We start from the raw sequence: 23148 nt of genomic DNA on the forward strand, positions 1-23148 counted from the left end.
TGGAGATCCTGCTGGCGCGCCCCGCCCAGGCCGCACCGCCACCCGAATCGGCCGCGCCGGTCCAGCCGGCGGCCCCGGAACCCGCCCCTGGGCCGGTTGCCGCAGCACCGGCCGCCGCGGATCCGGCCCCTGCTGCCGATCCGGCCCCGGTCCAGACCGCTGCGCTGGCGCCGGTCGCTCCGGCCGAGCCGGTCGTATCCGAGCCCGCCCCTCAGGCGGCCCTGCCGGCCGCCGACCCGATCGCGGCGCTGCTGAACAACCCGGCCGCCGCGGGCGGCTGGATCGACCCGGATGCCGGCGCGCCGACGCAGGTCGCCGGCCTTCCGGCCTCGGCGCCGACCCTGCCGGTGATCGTCGCCGTGCCGGCCGGGCGTTTCGCGGCGCAGATCGCGGCCGTGACCTCGCCGCAGGAGGCGCAGGCCGAATGGGCCCGGTTCCAGCGCCGCTTCCCCGAGCTGTTCGGCGCGTTGCAGCTCGCCGTGCCGCAGGTCTCGGCCTCGACCCGGCTCGGCTATCGCGTCCAGGCCGTGCCGCTCGACCAGGCGACCGCGGCACGGCTGTGCGAGGCCCTGGCCAGCGAGAAGACCGGCTGCCTCGTCGTTCCCCGCTGAGTTTCGTCCATGCCTAAGGCGATCCTGTTCGGCTGCGCCGGCCCCATTCTGGCGGCGGAGGAGCGACTGTTCTTCCGCGACGCCGATCCACTCGGCTTCATCCTGTTCCGCCGCAACTGCGAGACGCCGGACCAGCTCGCCGCCCTGGTCGCCGATCTGCGCGATGCGGTCGGCCGCGAGGCGCCGGTGATGATCGACCAGGAGGGTGGGCGCGTCGCCCGGCTGCGGCCGCCGCACTGGCCGGCTTTTCCCGCCGCCGGCCGCTTCGGCGCGCTGGACGCGCTCGACCCGGCGGCGGCGGAGAAGGCGGCCCGCGCCAATGCCACCGCTATCGCGCTGACCACTGGTGCCGCCGGCATCGACATCGTGGCCGCGCCGGTGCTGGATCTCGACCTGCCCGGCGCCGACCGCACCGTGGTCGGCGACCGCGCCTTCTCCGGCGATCCGGCCGTGGTCGCCCGTCTCGGCCGCGCCGTGGCCGAAGGGCTGCTCGACGGCGGCGCGCTGCCGGTGATCAAGCATCTCCCCGGCCATGGCCGCTCGAAGGTCGACAGCCATTTTGCGCTGCCGCTGGTCGAGGCCGATCTGGACACGCTGGAGCGCACCGATTTCGCGCCGTTCCGGGATCTGTCCGACCTGCCCTGGGGCATGACCGGCCATCTGGTCTTCACCGCGCTCGATCCCGACCATCCGGTCACTCAGTCGCCGACCGCGATCCGCGACGCGGTGCGCGGCCGCATCGGCTTCGGCGGAGTCTTGTGCAGCGACGACCTGTCGATGGGCGCGCTGTCCGGAACCCTGCCGGACCGGGCGGCGCGCGCCCTGGCCGCCGGCTGCGACCTGGCCCTGCACTGCAACGGCGACCTGGCGGAGATGCGGGCGATCGCGGCCGCGGTGCCGGCGATCGGACCAGAAACCTCGGTCCGGCTGGCCCGCGCGGAAGCGTGGCGCCGCCCCGCCAGCGAGCGGCCGGTGGAGAGCTATCTGGAGCGGGTGAAAGAGCTGCTCGACTTGCCGACGGCGTAGTTTTCTCAGACACACAGAACGTATTGCCTCTCCCGCCTGGCGGGAGAGGCATAATGTGTGCAGATCCTACAGCATCGAGGGCCGGAACAGCGCCTTCCGATCCAGCACTCCACCCGCCGTCACGAACACCCCGCCACCGGTATAGTGCAGCGTCTTCGGGTGCTTCGGCACCGGCGCCACATGCGCCTTCACCACCTCGAAGATGAAGAAGTTGTAGCGGTCGACCAGGGCATCGTCGTGCAGCCGGCACTCGAAATTGGCGTGGCATTCGCGGATCAGCGGCGCCCCGACCTCCTGCGCCGTCTCGGCGGTCAGCCCGAACTGTTCGAACTTGTCGATCTTCGCGCCGGAGGTGTTGCCGATCCCGACCACCGTGTCGGTCAGGGCCGTCGTCGGCAGGTTGATGACGCATTCGCCGCTGTCGCAGATCAGGCGGAAGCTGTGGTTGCCGCCGGAGATCATGCAGCCGACCAGCGACGGCGAGAACTCCAGCACCGTGTGCCAGCCCAGCGTCATGATGTTGGTGCGGTCGCGCCATCGCGACGACACCAGCACGATCGGGCCGGGCTCCAGGTAGCGCCGGACCTCGTGGACAGGGAAATCGGTTTTCCTGTGCGGTCTTGCCATGACGAGTCTCCGAGGCGGATTCCAGGGATCTGGCGGTGCCGCGGCCTGCGAACAGGCCGGGGCGGCGGGATGTCGCGATCGAGGTTGCTTCGGCGCGTCCGGGCGGCGAAACTCCGGCCATGCTGGAAGACTGGTCGAAGGTCGATGCGCCGCCGGTGACGAGCCGGGAGGACGCCGCCTTCATTCTCAAATTCGAATCCTATGAAGGGCCGATCGATCTGCTGCTCGAGCAGGCGCGCGAGCAGAAGGTCGACCTGACCCAGATCTCCATCCTGGCGCTGGCCGACCAGTACCTCGCCTTCGTCGAACGGGCGCGGCGCCTGTCGCTGGAGCTGGCGGCGCATTACCTGGTGATGGCGGCCTGGCTGGCCTATCTCAAGTCGCGCCTGCTGCTGCCCGCCCCGCCGGGCGACGAGGAGCCGAGCGGCGCCGAGCTGGCCGAGGCGCTGGCCTTCCAGCTGCGCCGGCTGAACGCGATGCGCGAGGCCGGGCAGGCGCTGATGGCGCGGCCGCAGCTCGGCCACGACCTGTTCGCCCGCGGCGCCGCGGAGGAGGACGAGGCGACCCCGACCTCGGTCTGGGCCGTGTCGCTCTACGACCTGCTCAAGGCCTATGCCGAGCACCACCGCGCCAAGGCCGCGGCCGAAGGCAGCCTGCGCATCGAGGCCTCGGTGCTGTTCTCGCCGGAGCAGGCGCTGGAGCGGCTGGAGGCCATGCTCGGCCGGTTCCCGAGCTGGACCACGCTGGCCGCCTTCCTGCCGCCATTGACCGGCAGCCCGCTGGTGCGGCGCTCGGCGCTCGCCTCCACCTTCGTCGCCACGCTCGAGCTGGCCAAGGCCGGCCGGCTCGTGCTCCGCCAGGACGGGCCGTTCGGCCCGATCTGGCTCAAGGCCCAGGCTTCTCAGACTCCGGAAGAATGACCGAACTAAGCCTGTATTTCCCACCCTCCCTGCGTCCTGCGCCGGTTCAACATGCCGACAGGGCAGGAGGACGGCGCAGCGCGATGTGGTTCATCGCGCAAGCCGTTCGACGCACCATGTCGGCATGTTCAACCGGCCCGGAGGGTCGCCTTGCGGCGGCCGCCTGCGGGCGCGGGCCGCTCGACCGTATGTCCCTATACGCTCTTCGCGGCCCGCGCCCTCATTCGACTCACCGCAAGGCGACGCAGGACGTAAGGGGGGTGGGATATGCAGGCTAACCTGGATCCGAAGATCCGGCGCCGCAACCGCCTCATCATGACCTCGCTTTGCGGCGTCGCCTTCTCGATGGGTGTGCTGGCCTTCGCCTCGCCGCCGCTGTACCGGATGTTCTGCCAGGTCACCGGCTATGGCGGCACCACCCAGGTCGCCGATGCGGTCTCGGACAAGGTGCTGGACCGCAAGGTGCGGGTGCGCTTCGTCGCCAACACCGATGCCGGCCTGCCCTGGACCTTCAAGGCCGAGCAGAGCGAGGTCGAGGTGCGCCTCGGCGAGCCGGCGCTGATCTACTTCCAGGCGACCAGCACCGCCACCGAGCCGACCGCCGGCCAGGCGGTCTACAACGTCACGCCGGACAAGGTCGGGCTCTACTTCTCGAAGGTGCAGTGCTTCTGCTTCACCGAGCAGATCATCCAGCCGGGCGAGACGGTCGAGTTCCCAGTCTACTTCTATGTCGACGCGGCGATGGACGCGCAGCCGAACCTGAGCGACGTGCGTGCCATCACCCTGTCCTACACCTTCTACGGCCAGCGCTCGAAGGCGCTGGAGAATGCGGTGGCCGCCTATTATCGTGCGGCCGAGAAGAACGGCTGACGGCTTGCCGGCAGCGCCAGGGCGGAACACCGAAGCGGATATCGGACGAGAGACCGAGAGGGGCACGAGGATGAGCAGCACCGACGTCCATGCCGACAGGCACGAGACGAGCTACGAACTGAACGCGGTTCCGCATCCCTATCATCTGGTCGACCCCAGCCCGTGGCCGCTGCTCGGCTCGCTCGCGGCCGGCTGCATGGCGATCGGCGGCGTGCTGTACATGCATGACGAAGGGCCGGTGCTGCTGATCGCCGGCTTCCTCGGCGTGCTGGCCGTGATGTTCGGCTGGTGGCGGGACGTCATCAAGGAAGCCACCTTCCGCAAGCTGCACACCCCGGTGGTGAAGCTGGGCCTGCGCTACGGCATGATGCTGTTCATCGCCTCGGAGGTGATGTTCTTCGTCGCGTTCTTCTGGGCCTATTTCGACTCCAGCCTGTTCGTCGGCGAGGCCTCGCAATACGCCCGGGTCGCGGCCACTGGCGGCGTCTGGCCGCCCAAGGGCATCACCCCGGTCGACGCCTTCCACTTCCCGCTGCTGATGACCCTGGTGCTGCTGCTGTCGGGCTGCACCGTGACCTGGGCGCATCATGAGATCGTCGAAGGCCACATGAAGCAGGCGGCGAAGGCGCTCGGCATCACCGTGCTGCTCGGCGCGATCTTCACCTGCATCCAGGTCTGGGAATACACCCACTCCGAGTTCGGCTTCAGCGACGGCGTCTTCGCCTCGACCTTCTACATGGCCACCGGCTTCCACGGCTTCCACGTGCTGGTTGGCACCATCTTCCTGGCGGTGTGCTGGTTCCGCACGGCGCGCGGCGACTTCACCAAGGACAGCCATTTCGGCTTCGAGGCCGCCGCCTGGTACTGGCACTTCGTCGACGCGGTCTGGCTGTTCCTGTTCGTCGCCATCTACTGGTGGGGCGGCCATGGCGGCGCCGTCGCCGCGCACTAGGCCTCGGCCTCGGTGGCTCCTGTCTCTCCCCTGGCCGCGGCGCTGGGCTGCAAATGCCCGCGCTGCGGCCGGGGTGCCCTGTTCAAGGGTTTCCTGACGGTCGCCGACCGCTGCACGGCCTGCGACCTCGACCTCTCGGAGGTCGATTCGGGCGACGGCCCGGCCGTCTTCTTGATCTTCATCCTCGGCTTCACCGTGGTGCCGCTGACGCTCTGGCTCGGCTTCGCCACGGATTTGCCCGACTGGGCGCCGGTCGCGATCGGGGCCGTCCTCCTGGTCCTCCTCACCGTCCTCCTGATCCGCCCCGCCAAGGCCCTTGTCGTGGCGCTGCAATACCGGCACCGCCGCACCGGACAGTGAAACCATGACTGCGCGGCGCTTCCGGCCGGAGTTCTGGCCGACCGTCTTCCTGGTCCCCGCCCTCGCCCTGATGCTCGGCCTCGGCATCTGGCAGCTCGAGCGCCTGGCCTGGAAGACCGACCTGATCGACCGGATCGAGCACGGCCTGGCCGCCCCGCCCGCGCCGCTGCCGACGGAGACCGATCCCAGCTTCGACTACCGCCACGTCACCATCACCGGCCGCTTCGACGCCGCCCATGCCTTCCGGCTGCTGGCCCGCGTCCATGACGGCGCCGCCGGCATCCAGGTGGTCACGCCGCTGCTCCGCGCCGACGGCGGCCCGGCCGTGCTGGTCAACCGCGGCTGGGTGCCGCTCGGCCCCGACGGCAAGCCCACGGCCTTCGACCCGCCGCCCGACGGCACGGTGACGGTCGAGGGCGTGGCCCGCCGCCCCCTACCCCAGGGCTGGATGCAGCCCGACAACAGCCCGGCCACCAATGAGTGGTTCTGGACCGACCTGCCGGCCATGGCCGCCGCGGCCGGGCTGGAGCGGGCGGCGCCGGTGGTGGTCGAGCAGGCGGCCGGCCCCGACCGGCCCCGCCCCCCGATCGGCGGCCAGACCAACATCGATCTGCCGAACAACCATCTCGAATACGCGATCACCTGGTTCAGCTTTGCCTTCATGCTGGTCGCGATCTACCTGCTGCATCACCTGCGGCGTGGCCGCGCCGCCCGGAAAGGACCCGACGCATGACCGCCTATGCCGAGATCGCCGTCCATTTTGGCCGCATCGCCGCGCTGTCCAACGCCATCGGCATCCTCGACTGGGACAACGCCACGATGATGCCGAAGGGCGCCGCCGAGACCCGGGCCGAGAGCATGGCCCTGCTGCAGGTGCTGCGCCACGGCATGGTCACCGATCCGCGCCTGTCCGACTGGCTGCCCGAGGCCGAGGCCGACAATGCGCTGGGCGAGTGGGAGCGCGCCAATCTGCGCGAAATCCGGCGGCTGTGGACGGTGCAGACCGTGGTGCCGGCCGACTTGGTCGAGGCCTCGAGCAAGGCCATTTCGGGCTGCGAGATGGCCTGGCGCCAGGCCCGCGCCGATTCGGACTTCGCCTCGCTGCTGCCGAAGCTGCAGGAGGTGCTGCGGCTGCAGCGCGAGATCGGCGGCGCCAAGGGCGAGGCGCTGAGCCTGTCGGCCTATGACGCCCTCCTGAACGACTACGAGCCCGGCGGCCGGTCGGAGAAGATCGACGCGCTGTTCGACGACCTGGCCGACTTCCTGCCCGGCTTCACCGAGCAGGTGCTGGCCGCCCAGGCGCGCCGGCCCGCCACGCCGCGGCCCGAGGGCCTGTTCCCGGTCGAATCACAGCGGGCCCTGGGCGTCGCCCTGATGGGGGTGCTGGGCTACGATTTCGAGCGCGGGCGCCTCGACGTCTCCACCCACCCGTTCTGCGGCGGCGGCGACAACGACGTGCGCATCACCACCCGCTACGACGAGGCCGACTTCACCCGCGCCTTGATGGGCGTGCTGCACGAGACCGGGCATGCGCTCTACGAGCAGGGGCGGCCGCAGGCCTGGATGAACCAGCCGGTCGGCCAGGCCCGCGGCATGAGCCTGCATGAGAGCCAGTCGCTGCTGATGGAGATGCAGGCCTGCCGCAGCCGCGAGTTCATCACCTTCGCCACGCCGCGGATGCGCGACGCCTTCGGCGGCAGCGGCCCGGCCTGGGAGGCGGAGGCGCTGTGGCGCCACTACACGAGGGTCGAGCGCGGCTTCATCCGGGTCGACGCCGACGAGGTGACCTACCCCGCCCATGTCATCCTGCGCTATCGCCTGGAGAAGGCGATGATCGCCGACGAGCTGCCGCTGGCCGACCTGCCGGCCGCGTGGAACGACGGCATGCAGGCACTGCTCGGCGTGGTGCCGCCGAACGACCGGCTGGGCTGCCTGCAGGACATCCACTGGCCGAGCGGCGGCTGGGGCTATTTCCCGACCTACACGCTGGGCGCGATGACCGCGGCGCAGATCTTCGACGCTGCCAACCGGGCCGAGCCCGACATCCTGCCCGCGATCGGCCGCGGCGACTTCGCGCCCCTGGTCGGCTGGCTGCGCGCCAACATTCACGGCCAGGCCTCGCGCTGGGAGACCGACGAGCTCCTGACCCGCGCCACCGGCCGCCCGCTCGACGCCGCCGTGTTCAAGACGCATCTGCGCCGTCGCTATGGCGGCGAGGGCTGAGAGGAGCAGCTCCAATCTCAAATTGTCATTGCCGGGCTTGACCCGGCAATCCAGGAGCCACCCAGAGCGGCATCGAGTTTCCCTGGATGCCCGGGTCAAGCCCGGGCATGACACTTGAAGGGTTGGCTTTGAACGCAGCCCGGCGGGGCTGTGGCCCGAGTCGACTCACGGGATATGGCATGGGTGACTGACGCCCGAAACTTGCATGCCTCCATTGTGACTTTGGCGCGCAGGATTTCGACACATCATACGAGTTGAGTCGGACTCCGCACGCCCGAGGGGGCCGCGCCCGCGCGTGGCCTTGAGACATGACGACCCGCCTTCCGCGCCAGGTGCTGACCCCGCTGATCATTGCCTGCGCGCTGTTCATGGAGAATCTCGATTCGACCGTGATCGGGACCTCGCTGCCGCAGATCGCCAAGTCCTTCGGCACCGATCCGCTGCATCTCAGCCTCGCCATCACCTCCTACCTGCTCAGCCTCGCCGTGTTCATCCCGGCCAGCGGCTGGGTGGCGGACCGCTTCGGCGCCAAGAACGTGTTCCGCGCCGCCATCGTCATCTTCACTTGCGGCTCCATCCTGTGCGGCCTGTCGAATTCGACGGTCGAGCTGGTCGGGGCGCGAATCATCCAGGGCATGGGTGGCGCCATGATGGTGCCGGTGGGCCGGCTGGTGCTGCTGCGCAGCGTGTCGAAGGCCGAGCTGGTGCGGGCCATGGCCTATCTGACCACCCCGGCGCTGCTGGGCCCCGTGCTGGGGCCGCCGCTGGGCGGCTTCATCACCACCTACAGCTCCTGGCGCCTGATCTTCTTCATCAATGTCCCGATCGGCATCATCGGCGTGATCCTGGTGACGCTGTTCATCGACGATGTGCGGGAAGAGGAGCGCACCCCGTTCGACGTTCGGGGCCTCCTGATGTCCGGCGTCGCCCTGGGCTGCATGGTGTTCGGCTTCGAGACGCTGGGCCGATCGATCGTGCCGCTGCCGGTTACCGGCGGGCTGTTCGTCATCGGCCTCGGCTCCCTCTGGCTCTATATCAGGCACGCCCACCGGGTGCCGGCGCCGATCATCGATCTGACGCTGCTGCATTTCCGCACCTTCCGCATCTCGGTGGTCGGCGGCACCATCTTCCGGGTCGGCATCGGCGCCATCCCGTTCCTGCTGCCGCTGATGCTGCAGCTGGGCTTCGGCATGACCCCGTTCGAATCCGGCATGCTGACCTTCATCAGCGCCGCCGGCGCGCTGTGCATGAAGATGACCGCGACCCGGATCATCCGCGGCTTCGGCTTCCGCCGGGTGCTGGTCTGGAACGCGGCGATCAGCTCGATCTTCCTGATGAGCTACGCGCTGTTCCGGGCGGACACGCCGCATCTGCTGATCATGGCGCTGCTGCTGGCCGGCGGCTATTTCCGGTCGCTGCAGTTCACCAGCCTGAACACGCTGGCCTTCGCCGACATCCCGCCGCAGAAGATGAGCCGCGCCTCCAGCTTCTCGAGCACGGCGCAGCAGCTGTCGGCCAGCCTGGGCGTCGCCACCGGCGCGGTGCTGCTGAACCTGACGCTGCTGCTGCATGGCGGCACCACGCTGCAGGCCACCGACTTCTCCTGGGCCTTCTTCGCGGTCGGCCTGCTGTCGCTGGGCTCGGTGCTGATGTTCCTGCGCCTCGCCCCCGATGCCGGCGCCGAAGTCTCCGGCCACGCCGTCACCCCGGTGGCGCCGGCGGGCTCTCCCCGGGTCGCGCCCGGGGAATAGGCCTCAGCTCCCCAGCAGCCGGTCGCGGGCGGCGTTGAGCCGGGCCGCCATGTCGGCCGAGCCGCCGCGATCCGGATGATGCCGCTTCATCATCCGCCGATGCGCCGCCTTCACCGCAGCGGGCGAGGCGCCGGCGGGCAGGTCGAGCAGGGCGCGGGCTTCGGCCTCCGACATCCCTTGCTGGCGCGGGCCGGACTGGTCCTGTTTGGCCCAGTCCGGGCCGAAGCGGCGGTCGAGATAGGTTTCCAGCACCCGGGCCGAATCGGGGTCGTCGGCGCGGCACTCGAACAGCAGGCGCAGCAGCGCCGGCAGCTGCAGCGAGGCCAGGCTGCGCCCCTCAGCCGGGCCCGGGCGCAGAACGTAGCCGTCCATGGCGCCGCTGGCGTGGTCGAGCTGGATGTCGAGGCTGCGCGTCTTCAGCCGCGAGGCGCCGCCCGGCGTCGGCCCGGCCGCGGTCTGCCGGCCGCGGCGCCAGCGCAGGAACCAGGGCAGCCCCTGGATCAGGAGCGGCGACAGGCGCTGCAGCCACAGGATCGCGGCGCCGAGCACGGCGAGCAGCCCGGCCAACCGCCCGGTGAGCAGCAGGAACAGGCCGAGCCCGGCCAGCAGCAGGATGCCACCCCAGCGCGCGCCGCGGATCACCTGCTTCGGCTGGGTGTTGGCGAACCAGCTGGCGAGCAGCGGCAGCCCGAGGCCGAGCGCCAGGACCAGGATGAAGAGCTGGAGCACGGTGGCCGCCTAACCTCCCATCCGCCCGATCAGCGCCGTGACCGCGGCGCCACGGCGGCGGCCGAGATCCTCCAGCGCCGGGCGGCCCCCGGCAGCATAGACCGCGACCGCCGCCAGCAGGTCGCGCAGCTGCCCCGGGCTCGACGAATCGAACGGGCAATAGGCGCCGCGGGTCAGCCGCGCGATCTCGCGGAAGGCGCGGGCGGCCAGCGGGTCGGGGCCTTCATGGAACAGGAACACCGGCACGCCGCGCAGCGCCAGCCGGCCGGCCTGGGCACAGACCGGGTCGAGCGATTCCTCGAAGGCGTCGCCGACGAAGACCAGGGCATCGACCTTGCCGCGCCCGGCCTCCACCTCGGCGTGGCTCAGCACCCGGCCGATCTGGGTCTCGCCGGCGCGGCAGCGCACTTTGCTCATCAGCCGCGCCAGCTCGGCGCCGTCGGAGACCCAGGCTGTCGCCTTGCATTCGCCGAAGCCGCGATAGAACATCAGCTGCAGGTCCAGCCCGCCGAGCGCCGCGGTCTCGGTGAACATCTCGCCCTGCAGGCGGCAGGCGCGGTCCCAGGTGTCCTCGCGACTCTGCGTCGCGTCGAGCGCGAAGATCAGCCGGCCACGTCGGTCGCCATCGCGCCGCTCCGGTGTCGCCACCACCCGGCGCAGGAAGGCGTCGACCTCCGACCGGGCCTGGCCGGCAGGCAGCTTGTCGTCGGAGCCCGTCATGACTTCGTTTCCATCACCAATAAGGATGGGGACCGGCGGACGGAAATCCAATCGGAACGGCTCGCGAACCCATCAGATCAGGCCGATCTTCCCGCGCAGCGCGCCCGGCAACGAATCCCGCGCCGCGGCCTTCCGGCGCTGGCTTCTGGCGGAAAGCGCGGCCGACCGCTAGCCTCATCGCCGGTGCCTCACCATTGCGGATCGATGATGCTCTCTTCGCGCGCCCCCCTCCTCGCCGGCCTGGCCGCCGCCTTCATCCTCGGCATCGCCGCCCCGGGCGCCCAGGCACAGGGCACGACCGCCGCGCCCCGCGAAATCATCGTCGCCACCGCCCCGGTCAACTCGCCGCTCGGCCGCTGGGGCAGCGCCTTCGTCGAGCGGCTGAAGGCGGACCGGCCGGTGTCGGAGGCGATCACCGCCGGCGCGCTGCCGAACAGCGCGCTGCTGCAGAGCGGCCGGGTGGGCATCGGCTTGGTCTCGCTCGACGTTGCCGCCGCGGCCTGGAATGGTACCGGCCCGATGGCGCCGGGACTGAAGTTCGACCATCTGCGCGCTTTGGCGCCGGTGGCGCCGGCCGCGGTGCTGCGCTTCGTGGTGCCGGCGGCCAGCGGCATCGCCGGCGCCTCCGGCCTCGCCGGCAAGCGCGTGGCCCTGGCCACCGACGACGCCCTGACCGAGCCGATGCTGAAGGCGCTGGGGATCGAGGCGACGCTGCGGCGGATGCCGCTGGCCGAGGTCACGAAGCAGTTCGCCGACAAAAAGATCGACGCCGTCGCCGCCACCGGCCTGGAGCCCTTCGCCCTGCCGCCGGAGCAGCCGGCCGTCACCTTCGGCCTGACGGTGGCCGAGATCGCCAATGTGGCCGCCGCCATCCCGGGCGTGGCCGCCGCGACCGTGCCGCTGCCGCCCGCGCCGCCGGCCCCGGCTCCGGCCGATCCCGCCGCCGTGGTGGATCCGGCTGCGGCGCCGGCGGCTCCTGTGCCGGCGCCGCAGCCCTTGCCGCCCAGCGCCGGCATGTGGACCTGGCTGGTCGCGACCGACGCGCTGCCCGAGGATGCGGCCCGCCGCGCCACCGAGATCGCGATCGGCGAGGCGGCTTCGCTGGCCGAGGCCGCCGGCTTCGAAGCCTCGCCGGAGCTCGACCCGCTGACCAACCGCGCCCTGCCCTTCCACCGCGGCGCCGCCGCGGCCTGGGCCGCGCATGGTGTGACGGTGCCGCCGGACCAGGTGCGGTAGGGCCGGCCGCCGCGGACCGCTTGCAGCCTGGAGCAAAGACCGACGCGTATTTTCCGCTCTCCCCCTCCCGCAAGGGGAGGGGGAGAGCGGAGAACACATGTCGGTTCAGGCGATCGAAGTCCGAAAAGGCCTCAGGCCGCCAGGCCGCGCACCAGCGCGTCGGCCAGACGGCGGGAGAAGGCGACCGGGTCGGGCAGTGGCTCGCCCTCGATGATCCGGGCCTGGTCCAGCAGCAGGAAGGCGCAATCCTGCAGCGCCGGATCCTGGGCCGCGGCGCGCTCCGCCAGCCGTCGGATCAGCGCATGGTTGGGATTGACCTCGAGGATGCGCTTCGAGCTGCTGTCGACCCGGCGGTGCTGCTTCAGCAGCCGCTCCAGATGCAGGTCGTTGTCGCCCTCGTCGGCGACCAGGCAGACGGCGCTGTCGGTCAGGCGCTGCGAGGCGCGGACATCCTTGACCTGGTCGGCCAGCGCCAGCTTCAGCGCCGCGACCAGCTCGTCCATGCCCTCGCCGGCCTCGGGCTTCGGCGCCTCGGCCGGGGCCTCGATCTTCGACAGGTCGGCGCCGCCGCGGGTGGCCGATTTGAACTTCTTGCCCTGGAATTCGCCGAGCGACGGCACGGCGAACTCGTCGACCGGGTCGGTCAGCAGCAACACCTCGACGTCGCGGGCGCGGAAGCCCTCGAGCTGGGGCGAGCGGGCCAGCGCCGCCGCATCGTCGCCGGTGATGTACCAGATCTCGTCCTGGCCCGGCCGCATCCGGCCGACATACTCCTCCAGGCTGACGAGATCGTCGCCCTTGGTCGAACGGAAGCGCAGCAGCGGCAGCAGCGCGTCGCGCTGGTCGCGGTCCTCGTAGATCCCTTCCTTCAGCACCGCGCCGAAGGCGGTCCAGAACTTGCCGTAGGCCTCGGCATCGTCCTTGGCCTTGCGGCCGAGCTCGGCCAGCACCTTCTTGGTCACGCCCTGGCGGATCTTGTGGACCGTCGGGTTCGACTGCAGCATTTCGCGGCTGACGTTGAGCGGCAGGTCCTCGCTGTCGATCACGCCGCGCAGGAAGCGCAGATAGGGCGGGATCAGCCCTTCCGCCGCCTCGGTCACGAACACCCGGCGGACATAGAGCTTGACCCGATGCTTGCGGTCCGGTTCCCACAGGTCGAAGGGCTGGCTGGACGGCACGAACAGCAGCGAGCTGTACTCGATCGCGCCTTCGGCCTTCCAATGCGCGGTCAGCCACGGCTCGTCGAAGGCGTGGGCGACGTGGTGGTAGAACTCCTTGTACTCCTCGGCCGTGATCTCGGCCTTCGACCGGGTCCACAGCGCCGAGGCGCGGTTCAGCGTCTCGGCCTTGCCGTCCTCGCCGGTGAGCACGATCGGGATGGCGATGTGGTCGGAGTGGGTCTTGACGATCTGGCGCAGCCGCAGCGGCGACAGGAACTCGTCCTCGCCGTCGGACAGATGCATGACGATGCGGGTGCCGCGGGCGACGTCCTCGGCCGCGCCGACGGTGAAGGCGCCCTTGCCGTCGGAGACCCAGCGCCAGCCCTGCTCCTCGCCGGCCTTGCGCGAGAACACCTCGACCTCGCGCGAGACCATGAAGGCGGAGTAGAAGCCGACGCCGAACTGGCCGATCAGCCCGACATCCTTCTTGGCGTCGCCCGACAGCGTCTCGACGAAGGCGCGGGTGCCGGACCGGGCGATGGTGCCGAGATTGCCGACCAGCTCCTCGCGCCCCATGCCGATGCCGTTGTCGGCGACGGTCAGGGTGCGCGCCGCCGGGTCGGCGGACAGGGTGATGCGGTACTCGGCGTCGCCGGCCGAAAGCTCGGGCGCCGTGATCGCGGCGTAGCGCAGCCGGTCGCAGGCGTCGGAGGCATTCGAGATCAGCTCGCGGAGGAACACCTCCTTCTGGCTGTACAGCGAATGCGCCACGATATCGAGAAGGCGGCTGACTTCGGCCTGGAAGGTCAGGGTCTCGTCGGTCTTCTGCTGGTCCATCTCGGGTCCCGGGAGGTGGCTTGGTCGTCGCCGCCGGATATGGGCAAAGCCGCGGCGGGCCGCAACCCCTGCCGGGGCAGCCCTTGCCTGCGTCCGCGATTACTTCGGCATCAGCGTGGCGAGGTCGGCGCCGTTGACCGTCATCTGCCCGCCCGGCTGCACCTCGATGTCGTAGTCGCGGGCCGCCTTGCCGTCGCCGGTCCGGGCCTGCCGGCCGACCGTCTGCAGGAGGGTCAGGGCGGCTGCCGCAGACCGTGCATCCTCGTCCGGCTGGGTGCCGAGGAAAGCGGTCAGGGCTTCGAGGCCGACCGCCCGCAGGGTCGCTTTCGCGACCACGCCATAGGCCGCGGCCGGATTCGCCCCGGCGGTGCCGGCGATATCGATGCTGCCGCCCGGGGCGGTGATGGTGAATCTGTCGACCGTCGCGCCGGCGCCGGACGCCTTCAGGATGCCGAGGATCTGCGCCGTCCAGAGCGCCTCGGCCTGCTCGAAATCGCTGATCCCGCCGGAAGCGTCCTGCGGGATCAGCCCGGTGAGGGAGGTCCAATAGGCATCGAGCAGCGAGCGGTACGGCAGCCGCTCGAACGACAGGGCGATGGTGCCGTCCCGCGGAATCCAATCCGCGAAAGGCGGCGGCGGGTCGATCCCCAGCCCGGCCAGATCGAGCTTGAGACGGCCGGTGCCGTCATCCCCGGTCAGGCCCTGATAGGACTCGAAATATCCGGCGGAGCGGAGCGAGACCCGGGCGTCGGGCGCGGCCACATTCAGGTCGCTGACGCCGACATCCACCTCATAGCCGGAGATCGACCGGACCAGCCGCTCCAGCACCCGGATCGGCGCCAGAGCGGTCCGGTCCGGGTTGTCCGCGCCCTGCCCCAGCGTCTCCGCCGCCTCGACCACCTGGGCCAGGCCGAGCCCGCCGATCCGGCCGCGATAGTGGCCGTCCGCCAGGCTGACGAAGGTCTTTTCCTGCCACAGCGCGACGCGCAGTCGCTCGATCTCGGCCCCATACTCGACCGGGCTGCTCGAATCGCCCGTCCCGGCCGCCTGCGCGGCCGACAGCAGGAGGCGATCGATCGTGACCACGGGGCCGCCCCGGGCCGAACCGGCAGGGGCGCCGTCGATTGCCGGCCCAGCGGCCGACAGACCCTTCAGTTCCAGCGAGATTTTGCCCGCGAGTCCGGGGCCCCCGGATCCGGCGGCGACCGCCCGGTTCAACCCGGCATAGTTCGCCGCCATCTCGAGCCGTTCGATCCGGCTGTCGGAGTCAGGCGCGGTGATCCGCAGATCGGTCAGGGTCAGCCCGGCGTCCATGGCGTCGCCGGCCTGCGCCAGGGCCCGGTGCGCCAGGGTCCACAGCTTGCGCTCGACATGCGGCGGGGGCGACGCCTTCGGGTCGCGCCGGGCGGCGTCGACGGCGAAGGCAATCAGCCGCCACATCCGGTCGCGCAGCGCCGCGGCGTCGACATCCTCGATCCGCCCGCCATAGCGCAGGCCGCCGAGGGTCATGCCGTCACCGGCCGCGGGATCGCCCGCGGACACGCCTTCCGCCTCGAACTGCAAGGCGATGTCCTGCTGTGTCGAGCCGGGCCTCGGGGTGGTGGCGCTGGTCAGAAGCAGCCGGTGGACCGCGAGCTTGGTCTCGCCGTCCTCGGTCACCGTCACGCCTTCGGACTCGTCGGTCGAGGCGGTCAGCAGCGCCGCGGCGAGATCGACGGTCAGCTCGGCGCGGCGGCTGCGGCTGGTGAGCAGCACCGCCGGCTCGCCGCTGCCCGGCCGGATCTCGCAGCGCAGCGGAGTCTCGCCGTGCAGACGATAGACCGCCCCCTGCCCGGCCGTGGCGGTGTAGCGGTCGCCGTCGCAGCGGATCCGCACAACCCGCTTGCGGCCGTCGGCATCGTCGCGCAGCGCCAGCGACAGAGCGGGGCCGGCGACGCGGTAGCCCGCCCCGTCCGGCTCGACCGTCCAGCCGCCCTCGAAGATCGGCTCGCCCAGCCCGGCCGTCGCCAGGGTCGGGGTCAGTATCGCGGTCAGCCCATGCCGCAGGGCGGCGGCGCCCTCCGGCGTCGCCTGGGCGAAGGCCGGGCCGACGGCCAGGACCAAGGCGGCACCGAGCAGGGCCGGAGCGAGACGGCGCATGGGAACTTCCGATTCGACGGCGGCTACTGCTTCGGCATCAGCGCGGCCAGGTCGGTGCCGTTGACCAGGATCTTGCCGGCATCGTCGACGACGATGTCGTAGTCCCGCGCCGGGCGGCCGTCGGCGGTGGTGGCCTGGCGACCCATCACCTGCGCCATCGACAGGCCGGCCGCCGCCTCGGCGCCGTCCGGCAGGCCCTGCAGGAACTTGATCAGCCCGTCGAGATTGGTGATGCGCAGATCGAGATCGGCGGTCACGCCATGCGCCGCCGCATCCTTGCCCTGCACCGAGCCGCCGAGGTCGATCGCCGCCTCCGGGGCGCCGAAATGGAAGCTGGTGACGTCGAGCCGGCTGCCAGCCCGGCGCAGGATGCCGCCCAGCTCCATCATCGACTGCGCCATCTGCTGCTGGGCCTTGGCCGGATCCGCCGCCTGGCCGGCCGAGGTCTCCATCAGCGCCAGATAGGCGGTGCCGACATCGGCCCAGGGGATGCTGCTGGCGTTCAGCCGGATGGTCGCGTCGGTCGGGATCCACTCGGCGAAGGGCGGCTTCGGGGCCAGCGCCAGCCCGCCCATCTCGATCTCCAGCACTCCGGTGCCGCCGCCCGGGGTGGACGCGCCGCCATAGCCCTCGGCGAAGCGCACGCGGTCGACCGTCACCTGCACCTCCGGCGCCTTGATCCGCAGATCGGTCAGCGTCCCGGCGAACTGGCCGCCGCCGCCATAGGACGCCATCATCTGCTTGAACGGGCCCATCATCTTCTTCATCACATCGGCCTGCATCCCGGCCGCCTGCTGCGGATCGGCCGGCGACTGGCCCGAGGTGGTCAGGGCTTCCAGCATCTCGACATAGACGTCCATCACCTCGCCGTAGGAGGCGATGACCTGGTGCACATCCATGCCGTCCATGGTCATGTCATAGGCGGTGTGGCCGAGGGTGACGCGCTCGACGCCCTTGTCGTCCACGACGCTGAGGCCGCGGGCCTCCATCTTGAGCACGGCATCGTGCCGGCCCGGAGCGGTGGCCGGCCGGAGCTGGCTGGTGCCGGACAGGGTATCGATCGTGACCTTGACGGGTTCGCCCTCCTGGGCGAGCACCGTGGCGTCGGCCCGCCACTCGCCCTCGGTGAACAGCTTCTGGCCGAGGTCGACCACGAAATGCGCCTGCAGCGCCCGGCTGGTCAGGGTGACCTTGGCTTCGCCCTGAGGCTCGGCGACGCAGTTCAGCGGCTGGCTGCTCTCCAGCCGCCAGGTGGCGGCGCCGGTCGAGGTCGCCCGGTAGGTCTGGGCGTCGCAGCGCAGCGCCACCGATTTCGTGCCCTTCCCCTGCGGGTCCTTCAGCATCAGGTCGATGCCGGGGAACACCACGGTGGCGCCGTCCCAGCCCGATTCGACCTTGACTGGGCCGGTGAACAGCGGCTGCTGCTGCACCTGGATGGCCAGGATCGGCTTCAGCATCTCGTTCAGCCCGTCGCGCAGCGCCGCGGCGTCCGGGGTCTGGGCCAGGGCTCTGCCGGCGAGCCAGAGCGGGGCGGCGCCCAGCAGGATGCAGATCGACCGTGTCATGTTCGCTCCCCCAATGCGATTCGCGGCCGCGCCTCAGCGCATGCCCAGCAGCGGCTTCAGATCGGTGCCGTTCAGCAGGATGTCGCCGTTCTCGCCGACCACCAGCTTGTAGGTGCGTGCCGGCTTGCCGTCGACCGTGTCCTGGGCGCCCATGGTCTGCAGCACGGTCAGCCCCTGCACCATCTCCTGCCCGTCCGGCGCGGCCTTGGCGGCCTCCAGCGCGTCCTCCAGCCCGGTCACCACCAGGGTGGCGTCGCCGGTCAGCATCAGCGGCGCCTTCGGGTTCGGCCGCAGCGTGCCAGTCAGGTCGATGGTGGTCAGCGGCGACGCGGCCTTGAACGAGCGGATCTCGAGCGCGCCGTTGCCGTTCATCACCACCTGCTGCAGCTGTGCGACCGCGATCTCCGCCGCCTGGTCGGGGCCGAGCGTGGCCGAGCTGTCGAGCATGCCGGTCAGCGCCTGCAGCAGCGCCTGGTTCGGCAGGTTGGTCAGCGCCAGGTCCACGGTCGCGCTGTGCGGGATGAACTGGCCGAATTCCGGCAGCGGCTGGATGCCGAGCTGGGCCAGGTCGAAGGTGATCTGGAAGGTCGAGCCGTCCTTGGCCAGGCCGGTCAGGCCGACGCCGAAACCGGTGGAAGCCAGGGTCACCTTCTCGACGTCGGGCTCGTTGGGCGTGACCTCCACCCCGGTCAGCCCGTAGCTGACGCCGAAATCATCGAACAGCTTCGGGGTGCCCTGGAACACACGGCCGAGATCGGTCAGGAACTCCTTCGGCATCTCGCCGTCGGCCTGCGGCGGGTAGCGCTTCTGCAGATCCGTGAGCTTGTCGCTGAAGGCGCGTAGCGCCGCCATGTTGGCGGCCGCCGCCTTGCCTTCGAGCGTGGCGCCGTCGAGGCGGAGAAGCTGGGCCCCGGTCTCGTCGACGAAGGAGATGCCGGACAGGGTCACGCTGCCGGTGCTGTCATAGGTGTCCGGGCCGACCGCTTTGCTGTCGCCGACCAGGGCGAGCCCGTCGATCTTGAATGCGCCCTTGGCCTCGGCCGGATCCAGCGACCGGGCGGTGATCTGGCCCAGCTTGCCGTCCAGCGACATGAAGGCGTGGTACTGCGGGGCGAAGACGCCGCGCAGCGCCTGGGTGCCGATCGTCACCTCGACCCCCTCATCCTTCTTGTCGGTGATCACCCTGTAGGTCGTGGGGATGGTCGCGACCGTGTCGAGCCAGCCGTTCTCCTGCGGCGTCAGCTGCAGCTCGACCGGGTCGAGGGCGAGGCGGGCGGTGTCACCCTCGGCGGCGAACAGGATCTCCGATTTCGGGATCACCGCCTTGTAGAACTTGCCCTGGGGCTCGACCGTGATCGGCCCCTGGAAGTTGAACACCACCGACTTGTCGGCTGTGGCCAGGTGGGTGGCGATCCAGTCCTTGAGGCCGAGCCGGATCTTGTCGGCGCCTTCCGCCGTCGCCTGCGCCTGGGCGGCAGCCGGCAGGAGGACCCAGGCGGCGATGCCGGCGGCAAGCAGGGAAAGCGTACGCATCGTATGACCCTCGTCAAATCGGGCGGAGGCCCTGGAAAAATCGTCTGCGGCCAATGGGCCGCCCACACCGCTGGCTGGGCGGCAGTCTTGCATTAGCGACCGGCAGCGTTCAATTGTCGCTTATGGACCTCGCAGGTGATCGCCCGCGCCTCACGGCCGTGCTCGGCCCGACCAACACCGGAAAGACCCATCTCGCCATCGAACGCATGCTCGGCCATGCGAGCGGCATGATCGGCTTCCCGCTCCGGCTGCTCGCCCGCGAGAACTACGACCGGATCGTGGCGATCAAGGGACGGGCGCATGTCGCTTTGGTGACAGGCGAGGAGAAGATCGTGCCGCCCGGCGCGCGCTGGTTCCTGTGCACGGTCGAGAGCATGCCGCTGGACCGGCCGGTCGCCTTCCTCGGCATCGACGAGATCCAGCTCTGCGCCGATCCGGAGCGCGGCCACGTCTTCACCGACCGGCTGCTGCACGCCCGCGGCAACGCCGAGACCATGGTGATGGGGGCTGAGACGATCCGCCCGCTGATCCGCAAGCTGGTGCCGGAGGCGGAGTTCGTGACCCGGCCCCGCTTCTCCGAGCTGACCCACACCGGCATGCGCAAGCTGACCCGCCTTCCGCCGCGCAGCGCCATCGTCGTGTTCTCGGCCAACGACGTCTACGAGATCGCCGAGCTGATGCGCCGCCAGCGCGGCGGCACCGCGGTGGTGCTGGGCGCCCTGAGCCCGCGCACCCGCAACGCCCAGGTCGGGCTGTACCAGTCGGGCGAGGTCGACTACCTGGTGGCGACCGACGCCATCGGCATGGGGCTGAACATGGACATCGACCATGTCGCCTTCGCCCGGCTGACCAAGTTCGACGGCCGCTTCCCGCGCCGGCTGCGCGCCACCGAGATCGCCCAGATCGCCGGCCGGGCCGGGCGGCACATGGCCAACGGCACCTTCGGCACCACCGATGAGGCCGGCACCCTGGACGAGGAGCTGGTCGACCGGGTCCAGAACCACCGCTTCGACCCGCTGCAGATGGTGATGTGGCGCAACGGCGACCTGGACTTCCGCAGCGCGCTGGGCCTGCTGCGCAGCCTGGAGCGGCGGCCGACGCGGCCGGAGCTGCGGCGCATGGCCGAGGCCGACGACCAGCTGTCGCTGAGCCTCTTGATGCGCGACGAGGAGCTGGTCGGCCGCGCCCGCAATCCGGCGGCGGTGCGCCTGCTGTGGGAGGTGTGCCAGATCCCGGATTTCCGCAAGGTGCTGTCCGACGCCCATATCCGCATGCAGGGCCAGATCTTCCGCCAGCTCACCACCGGCCTGGCCGGGCGGCTGGACACCGACTGGGTGGCGGAGCAGGTCGAAAAGCTGGACCGGACCGAGGGCGACATCGACGCGCTGGTCGCCCGCATCGCCCATGTCCGGACCTGGACCTACATCGCCCATCGCGGCAGCTGGATCGCCGATTCGGGCCATTGGCAGGAGACCACCCGCGCGGTCGAGGACCGGCTGTCGGACGCGCTGCACGAGCGCCTGACCCAGCGCTTCGTCGACCGCCGCACCGCGCTGCTGGTCCGGTCGATGAAGGCGGGCGGCGAGCTGCTGGCCGCGGTCAATGCCAAGGGCGAGGTGTTGGTCGAGGGCGAGCATGTCGGCAGCATCGAGGGCTTCGCCTTCTACCCCGACGCCACCATCGAGGACGACGACCTAAAGGCGATCCGCAGCGCCGCGCGGCGGGCGCTGAAGGACGAGGTGGCCGGCCGCGTCGGCAAGCTGGAGGCGGCGCCGGACGAGGACCTGGCCCTGGCCGCCGACGGCGTCATCTCCTGGCGTGGCACCGGCATCGGCCGGATCGCCGCCGGCCCGTCCCCCCTGGCCCCGGTCGCGAGGGTGCGCGACACCGACCTGCTCGACGGGGCCGGTCGCGACCGGGTGGCGGCACGGCTGACGCGCTTCCTGGCCGACCATGTGGCGCAGGAGCTGCGGCCGCTGCTGCGGCTGCGCGAGGCAGCTCTGACCGGCGCCGCCCGCGGCATCGCCTTCCAGCTGGTCGAAGGGCTAGGGCTGCAGCCGCGGCGCACGCTGGACGGGCTGATCCACGCTCTGACCGCCGCCGACCGCAAGCAGTTGTCCGGCCTGGGCATGCGATTCGGGCCGAGCCATGTCTATCTGGCGCCGATGCTGAAGCCGCGGCCGACCGGCTTGCGCGTGCTGCTGGGCGCCGTCGCCGCCGGACGGCCCCTGCCCGCCGCCCTGCCCGCCCCGGCCCGGATCTCGGTGCTCGCCGAAGCCGGCCAGGACGCCGCGGCGCTGGACCTGGCGGGCTTCGTGCCCTGCGGCCCGCGGCGGATCCGCCTGGACCGCATCGACGCGCTGCGCGACGCCGCCGAATCGCGCCGCCGCCAGGGCGGGCTGACCGCCGATCCGGCGCTGGCGCCGATCGTCGGCTGCACCGTCGCCGAAATCCCGGCTATCCTGCAGGCGGCCGGGTATCGGCCGACCCAGGATGACGAGGGACGCGTGACCTATGTTCCGGTGAGGACGAAGCGGCCGCAGGCGCCGCGGCCGGCGGCGGCCAGCGCCGACAGCCCCTTCGCCAAGCTCGCTTTGCTCCGCCGCCACAATGGCTGAGCGGGGGGCTGAGCGCGAGGAGACCGAGCGGCCGCGGCTGGACAAATGGCTGTGGCAGGCGCGTTTCTTCAAGACCCGCAGCCTGGCGGCCAAGGTCTGCGCCGGCGGCGGCATCCGCATCGACGGCGTGCCGACCCAGAAGGCGCATGCGGCAATCCGCCCCGGCATGGTGCTGACCTTCGTCCAGGGCCGGCACATCCGGGTGATCGAGATCGTGTCCCTGGCCGAGCGGCGCGGTCCGGCCAGCGAGGCGCAGGGGCTGTACCGCGACCTGCAGCCGCCGACTCCGGAGGCGGCGCTGCCCTCTTCCGGCGGCCCCCGCCCGACCGACCGCGACCGCCGGGCTCTTCCGCCGAAGGGCGGCAGCGACTAAATCCACGCCATGCTGAACCATATTCTCGATTGGGCCCGCGGTGACGCCCGGCCGACGGCCCTGGACGACGGCACGCTGCGCCGGGCCGTCGCCGCGCTGCTGATGGAAGCCGCCCGGGTCGATGATTCGCTGGACGAGCCGGAGCGCGAGCGCATCCAGACGCTGCTGGCCTGGCGCTTCGGGCTGGGCCCGTTCGAGGCGGCGCAGCTGGGCACCGACGCCGAGCGGGCCAGCGAGGGCGCGGTGTCCTGGCACGCCTTGACCCACACCATCCGCGAGCATTGCGACGAGCCGGCGCGCATCCGCATTGTGGAAATGCTGTGGGATGTCATCCTCGCGGATGGTAATGTCGACGCCCTCGAAGCCAATCTGATGCGGCGAGTCGCGGCGCTTCTATTCGTCTCGGATGCGGATAGCGGCGCTGCCCGCCGCCGTGTGCTTGCCCGCAACGGCGCCACGGCGGCCGCCAATGGAGAGCCGGAGTAAGTTAAGCATGGCCTATGTGGTGGGTGAAGCTTGCATCAAGTGCAAGTACACGGATTGCGTCGAAGTCTGCCCCGTGGATTGCTTCTACGAGGGCGAGAACATGCTGGTCATCCACCCGGACGAGTGTATCGACTGCGGGGTTTGCGAGCCGGAGTGCCCGGCCGAGGCGATCAAGCCGGACACCGAGGCCGACGCCGCGGAGAAATGGGGCGAGCTGAACCGCGAATATTCCACCCTGTGGCCGAACATCACGCGCAAGAAGGACGCCCCGGCCGACGCCGACTCCTGGAAGGAGGTCGAGAACAAATTCGCCGAGCATTTCAGCGCGACTCCGGGCGAAGGCAATTGACGATTCGCCGAGTCCGCCGGCCTGCATTGCAAAAAAAGCGTCATGTCGGGGCGGACTCGGCCT

The 23148-nt window shown here is 70.8% G+C and carries 21 protein-coding genes; 14 read left to right on the forward strand and 7 right to left on the reverse strand.

Annotation, left to right across the window (positions count from 1 at the left end; translation table 11 throughout):
- The coding region (locus tag FFK22_RS13105) for an SPOR domain-containing protein (protein WP_143956817.1) at positions 1-611 on the forward strand (611 nt) is incomplete at its 5' end.
- 9 nt (positions 612-620) lie between these two features.
- Positions 621-1637 (forward strand): beta-N-acetylhexosaminidase, encoded by a 1017-nt coding sequence (nagZ, locus tag FFK22_RS13110; protein ID WP_138893593.1) that lies wholly within the window; start codon positions 621-623, stop codon positions 1635-1637.
- A gap of 66 nt (positions 1638-1703) precedes the next feature.
- Here the strand turns inward: nagZ and FFK22_RS13115 are convergent, their stop codons facing one another.
- On the reverse strand, positions 1704-2264 hold the full coding sequence (locus FFK22_RS13115; RefSeq protein WP_138893592.1) for a flavin reductase family protein: 561 nt from the start codon (positions 2262-2264) through the stop codon (positions 1704-1706).
- 119 nt (positions 2265-2383) lie between these two features.
- Here FFK22_RS13115 and FFK22_RS13120 point away from each other — a divergent pair, with 119 nt between their 5' ends.
- The 7 genes from FFK22_RS13120 (at position 2384) to FFK22_RS13150 (ending at position 9340) form a co-directional block, all read left to right on the forward strand.
- Complete coding sequence (locus FFK22_RS13120) at positions 2384-3184, forward strand: ScpA family protein (protein ID WP_138893591.1); 801 nt, start codon at positions 2384-2386, stop codon at positions 3182-3184.
- Positions 3185-3451: 267 nt separating this feature from the next.
- Positions 3452-4054, forward strand: a complete 603-nt coding sequence (locus FFK22_RS13125) for a cytochrome c oxidase assembly protein (RefSeq protein ID WP_138887919.1) — start codon at positions 3452-3454, stop codon at positions 4052-4054.
- Between the two features lie 70 nt (positions 4055-4124).
- Positions 4125-5006 (forward strand): cytochrome c oxidase subunit 3, encoded by an 882-nt coding sequence (locus FFK22_RS13130; protein WP_138887920.1) that lies wholly within the window; start codon positions 4125-4127, stop codon positions 5004-5006.
- A 12-nt stretch (positions 5007-5018) separates the two neighbouring features.
- Complete coding sequence (locus FFK22_RS13135; protein WP_221938569.1) at positions 5019-5366, forward strand: DUF983 domain-containing protein; 348 nt, start codon at positions 5019-5021, stop codon at positions 5364-5366.
- A gap of 4 nt (positions 5367-5370) precedes the next feature.
- Positions 5371-6099 (forward strand): SURF1 family protein, encoded by a 729-nt coding sequence (locus tag FFK22_RS13140; protein ID WP_138887921.1) that lies wholly within the window; start codon positions 5371-5373, stop codon positions 6097-6099.
- On the forward strand, positions 6096-7589 hold the full coding sequence (locus FFK22_RS13145; protein WP_138887922.1) for a carboxypeptidase M32: 1494 nt from the start codon (positions 6096-6098) through the stop codon (positions 7587-7589). The genes FFK22_RS13140 and FFK22_RS13145 overlap by 4 nt, the downstream gene beginning before the upstream one ends.
- Before the next feature lie 308 nt (positions 7590-7897).
- Positions 7898-9340 (forward strand): MFS transporter, encoded by a 1443-nt coding sequence (locus tag FFK22_RS13150; RefSeq protein WP_138887923.1) that lies wholly within the window; start codon positions 7898-7900, stop codon positions 9338-9340.
- Positions 9341-9343: 3 nt separating this feature from the next.
- Here the strand turns inward: FFK22_RS13150 and FFK22_RS13155 are convergent, their stop codons facing one another.
- Together FFK22_RS13155 and FFK22_RS13160 are read right to left on the reverse strand one after the other, a co-directional pair.
- Complete coding sequence (locus tag FFK22_RS13155; RefSeq protein ID WP_138887924.1) at positions 9344-10069, reverse strand: molecular chaperone DnaJ; 726 nt, start codon at positions 10067-10069, stop codon at positions 9344-9346.
- 9 nt (positions 10070-10078) lie between these two features.
- Positions 10079-10789, reverse strand: coding sequence for a VWA domain-containing protein (locus FFK22_RS13160; protein ID WP_138887925.1), 711 nt, complete (start codon positions 10787-10789; stop codon positions 10079-10081).
- Positions 10790-10993: 204 nt separating this feature from the next.
- On the opposite strand from FFK22_RS13160, the gene FFK22_RS13165 reads away from it, so the two are divergent.
- Positions 10994-12025 carry a TAXI family TRAP transporter solute-binding subunit gene (locus FFK22_RS13165; RefSeq protein WP_138887926.1) on the forward strand — a complete coding sequence of 344 codons (1032 nt, stop codon included), beginning with the start codon at positions 10994-10996 and terminating at the stop codon, positions 12023-12025.
- 131 nt (positions 12026-12156) lie between these two features.
- On the opposite strand, the gene htpG is transcribed toward FFK22_RS13165, so the two are convergent.
- The 4 genes from htpG to FFK22_RS13185 all read right to left on the reverse strand — a co-directional run bounded on the left by htpG (position 12157) and on the right by FFK22_RS13185 (position 19259).
- On the reverse strand, positions 12157-14022 hold the full coding sequence (gene htpG, locus FFK22_RS13170; protein WP_138887927.1) for a molecular chaperone HtpG: 1866 nt from the start codon (positions 14020-14022) through the stop codon (positions 12157-12159).
- Positions 14023-14121: 99 nt separating this feature from the next.
- Complete coding sequence (locus FFK22_RS13175; RefSeq protein WP_138887928.1) at positions 14122-16161, reverse strand: hypothetical protein; 2040 nt, start codon at positions 16159-16161, stop codon at positions 14122-14124.
- Between the two features lie 23 nt (positions 16162-16184).
- Positions 16185-17726, reverse strand: coding sequence for a hypothetical protein (locus tag FFK22_RS13180; protein WP_138887929.1), 1542 nt, complete (start codon positions 17724-17726; stop codon positions 16185-16187).
- A gap of 33 nt (positions 17727-17759) precedes the next feature.
- Positions 17760-19259 carry a DUF2125 domain-containing protein gene (locus FFK22_RS13185; protein WP_138887930.1) on the reverse strand — a complete coding sequence of 500 codons (1500 nt, stop codon included), beginning with the start codon at positions 19257-19259 and terminating at the stop codon, positions 17760-17762.
- Positions 19260-19381: 122 nt separating this feature from the next.
- On the opposite strand from FFK22_RS13185, the gene FFK22_RS13190 reads away from it, so the two are divergent.
- Genes FFK22_RS13190 through fdxA form a run of 4 tightly spaced genes read left to right on the forward strand, consistent with a single transcriptional unit; the run spans position 19382 to position 23085 of the window.
- Complete coding sequence (locus FFK22_RS13190) at positions 19382-21877, forward strand: helicase-related protein (RefSeq protein ID WP_138887931.1); 2496 nt, start codon at positions 19382-19384, stop codon at positions 21875-21877.
- Positions 21870-22250, forward strand: a complete 381-nt coding sequence (locus tag FFK22_RS13195; RefSeq protein ID WP_138887932.1) for an RNA-binding S4 domain-containing protein — start codon at positions 21870-21872, stop codon at positions 22248-22250. The genes FFK22_RS13190 and FFK22_RS13195 overlap by 8 nt, the downstream gene beginning before the upstream one ends.
- A 9-nt stretch (positions 22251-22259) precedes the next feature.
- Positions 22260-22736, forward strand: coding sequence for a TerB family tellurite resistance protein (locus FFK22_RS13200; protein WP_138887933.1), 477 nt, complete (start codon positions 22260-22262; stop codon positions 22734-22736).
- A 7-nt stretch (positions 22737-22743) separates the two neighbouring features.
- Positions 22744-23085 carry a ferredoxin FdxA gene (fdxA, locus tag FFK22_RS13205; protein WP_138887934.1) on the forward strand — a complete coding sequence of 114 codons (342 nt, stop codon included), beginning with the start codon at positions 22744-22746 and terminating at the stop codon, positions 23083-23085.
- The last annotated feature ends 63 nt before the right edge of the window (positions 23086-23148 follow it).

Source organism: Mycobacterium sp. KBS0706 (genome assembly GCF_005938675.2).
Classification (GTDB): domain Bacteria; phylum Pseudomonadota; class Alphaproteobacteria; order DSM-16000; family Inquilinaceae; genus Inquilinus.

What these genes read in the sequence shown, in the direction of transcription:
- FFK22_RS13190 (WP_138887931.1), top strand. Translation starts at nt 19,382, where the DNA reads ATGGACCTCGCAGGTGATCGCCCGCGCCTCACGGCCGTGCTCGGCCCG.
- FFK22_RS13140 (WP_138887921.1), top strand. Translation starts at nt 5,371, where the DNA reads ATGACTGCGCGGCGCTTCCGGCCGGAGTTCTGGCCGACCGTCTTCCTG.
- FFK22_RS13125 (WP_138887919.1), top strand. Translation starts at nt 3,452, where the DNA reads ATGCAGGCTAACCTGGATCCGAAGATCCGGCGCCGCAACCGCCTCATC.
- FFK22_RS13185 (WP_138887930.1), bottom strand. Translation starts at nt 19,259, where the DNA reads ATGCGTACGCTTTCCCTGCTTGCCGCCGGCATCGCCGCCTGGGTCCTC.
- htpG (WP_138887927.1), bottom strand. Translation starts at nt 14,022, where the DNA reads ATGGACCAGCAGAAGACCGACGAGACCCTGACCTTCCAGGCCGAAGTC.
- nagZ (WP_138893593.1), top strand. Translation starts at nt 621, where the DNA reads ATGCCTAAGGCGATCCTGTTCGGCTGCGCCGGCCCCATTCTGGCGGCG.
- fdxA (WP_138887934.1), top strand. Translation starts at nt 22,744, where the DNA reads ATGGCCTATGTGGTGGGTGAAGCTTGCATCAAGTGCAAGTACACGGAT.
- FFK22_RS13195 (WP_138887932.1), top strand. Translation starts at nt 21,870, where the DNA reads ATGGCTGAGCGGGGGGCTGAGCGCGAGGAGACCGAGCGGCCGCGGCTG.
- FFK22_RS13115 (WP_138893592.1), bottom strand. Translation starts at nt 2,264, where the DNA reads ATGGCAAGACCGCACAGGAAAACCGATTTCCCTGTCCACGAGGTCCGG.
- FFK22_RS13160 (WP_138887925.1), bottom strand. Translation starts at nt 10,789, where the DNA reads ATGACGGGCTCCGACGACAAGCTGCCTGCCGGCCAGGCCCGGTCGGAG.
- FFK22_RS13200 (WP_138887933.1), top strand. Translation starts at nt 22,260, where the DNA reads ATGCTGAACCATATTCTCGATTGGGCCCGCGGTGACGCCCGGCCGACG.
- FFK22_RS13165 (WP_138887926.1), top strand. Translation starts at nt 10,994, where the DNA reads ATGATGCTCTCTTCGCGCGCCCCCCTCCTCGCCGGCCTGGCCGCCGCC.
- FFK22_RS13145 (WP_138887922.1), top strand. Translation starts at nt 6,096, where the DNA reads ATGACCGCCTATGCCGAGATCGCCGTCCATTTTGGCCGCATCGCCGCG.
- FFK22_RS13120 (WP_138893591.1), top strand. Translation starts at nt 2,384, where the DNA reads ATGCTGGAAGACTGGTCGAAGGTCGATGCGCCGCCGGTGACGAGCCGG.
- FFK22_RS13130 (WP_138887920.1), top strand. Translation starts at nt 4,125, where the DNA reads ATGAGCAGCACCGACGTCCATGCCGACAGGCACGAGACGAGCTACGAA.
- FFK22_RS13180 (WP_138887929.1), bottom strand. Translation starts at nt 17,726, where the DNA reads ATGACACGGTCGATCTGCATCCTGCTGGGCGCCGCCCCGCTCTGGCTC.
- FFK22_RS13150 (WP_138887923.1), top strand. Translation starts at nt 7,898, where the DNA reads ATGACGACCCGCCTTCCGCGCCAGGTGCTGACCCCGCTGATCATTGCC.
- FFK22_RS13175 (WP_138887928.1), bottom strand. Translation starts at nt 16,161, where the DNA reads ATGCGCCGTCTCGCTCCGGCCCTGCTCGGTGCCGCCTTGGTCCTGGCC.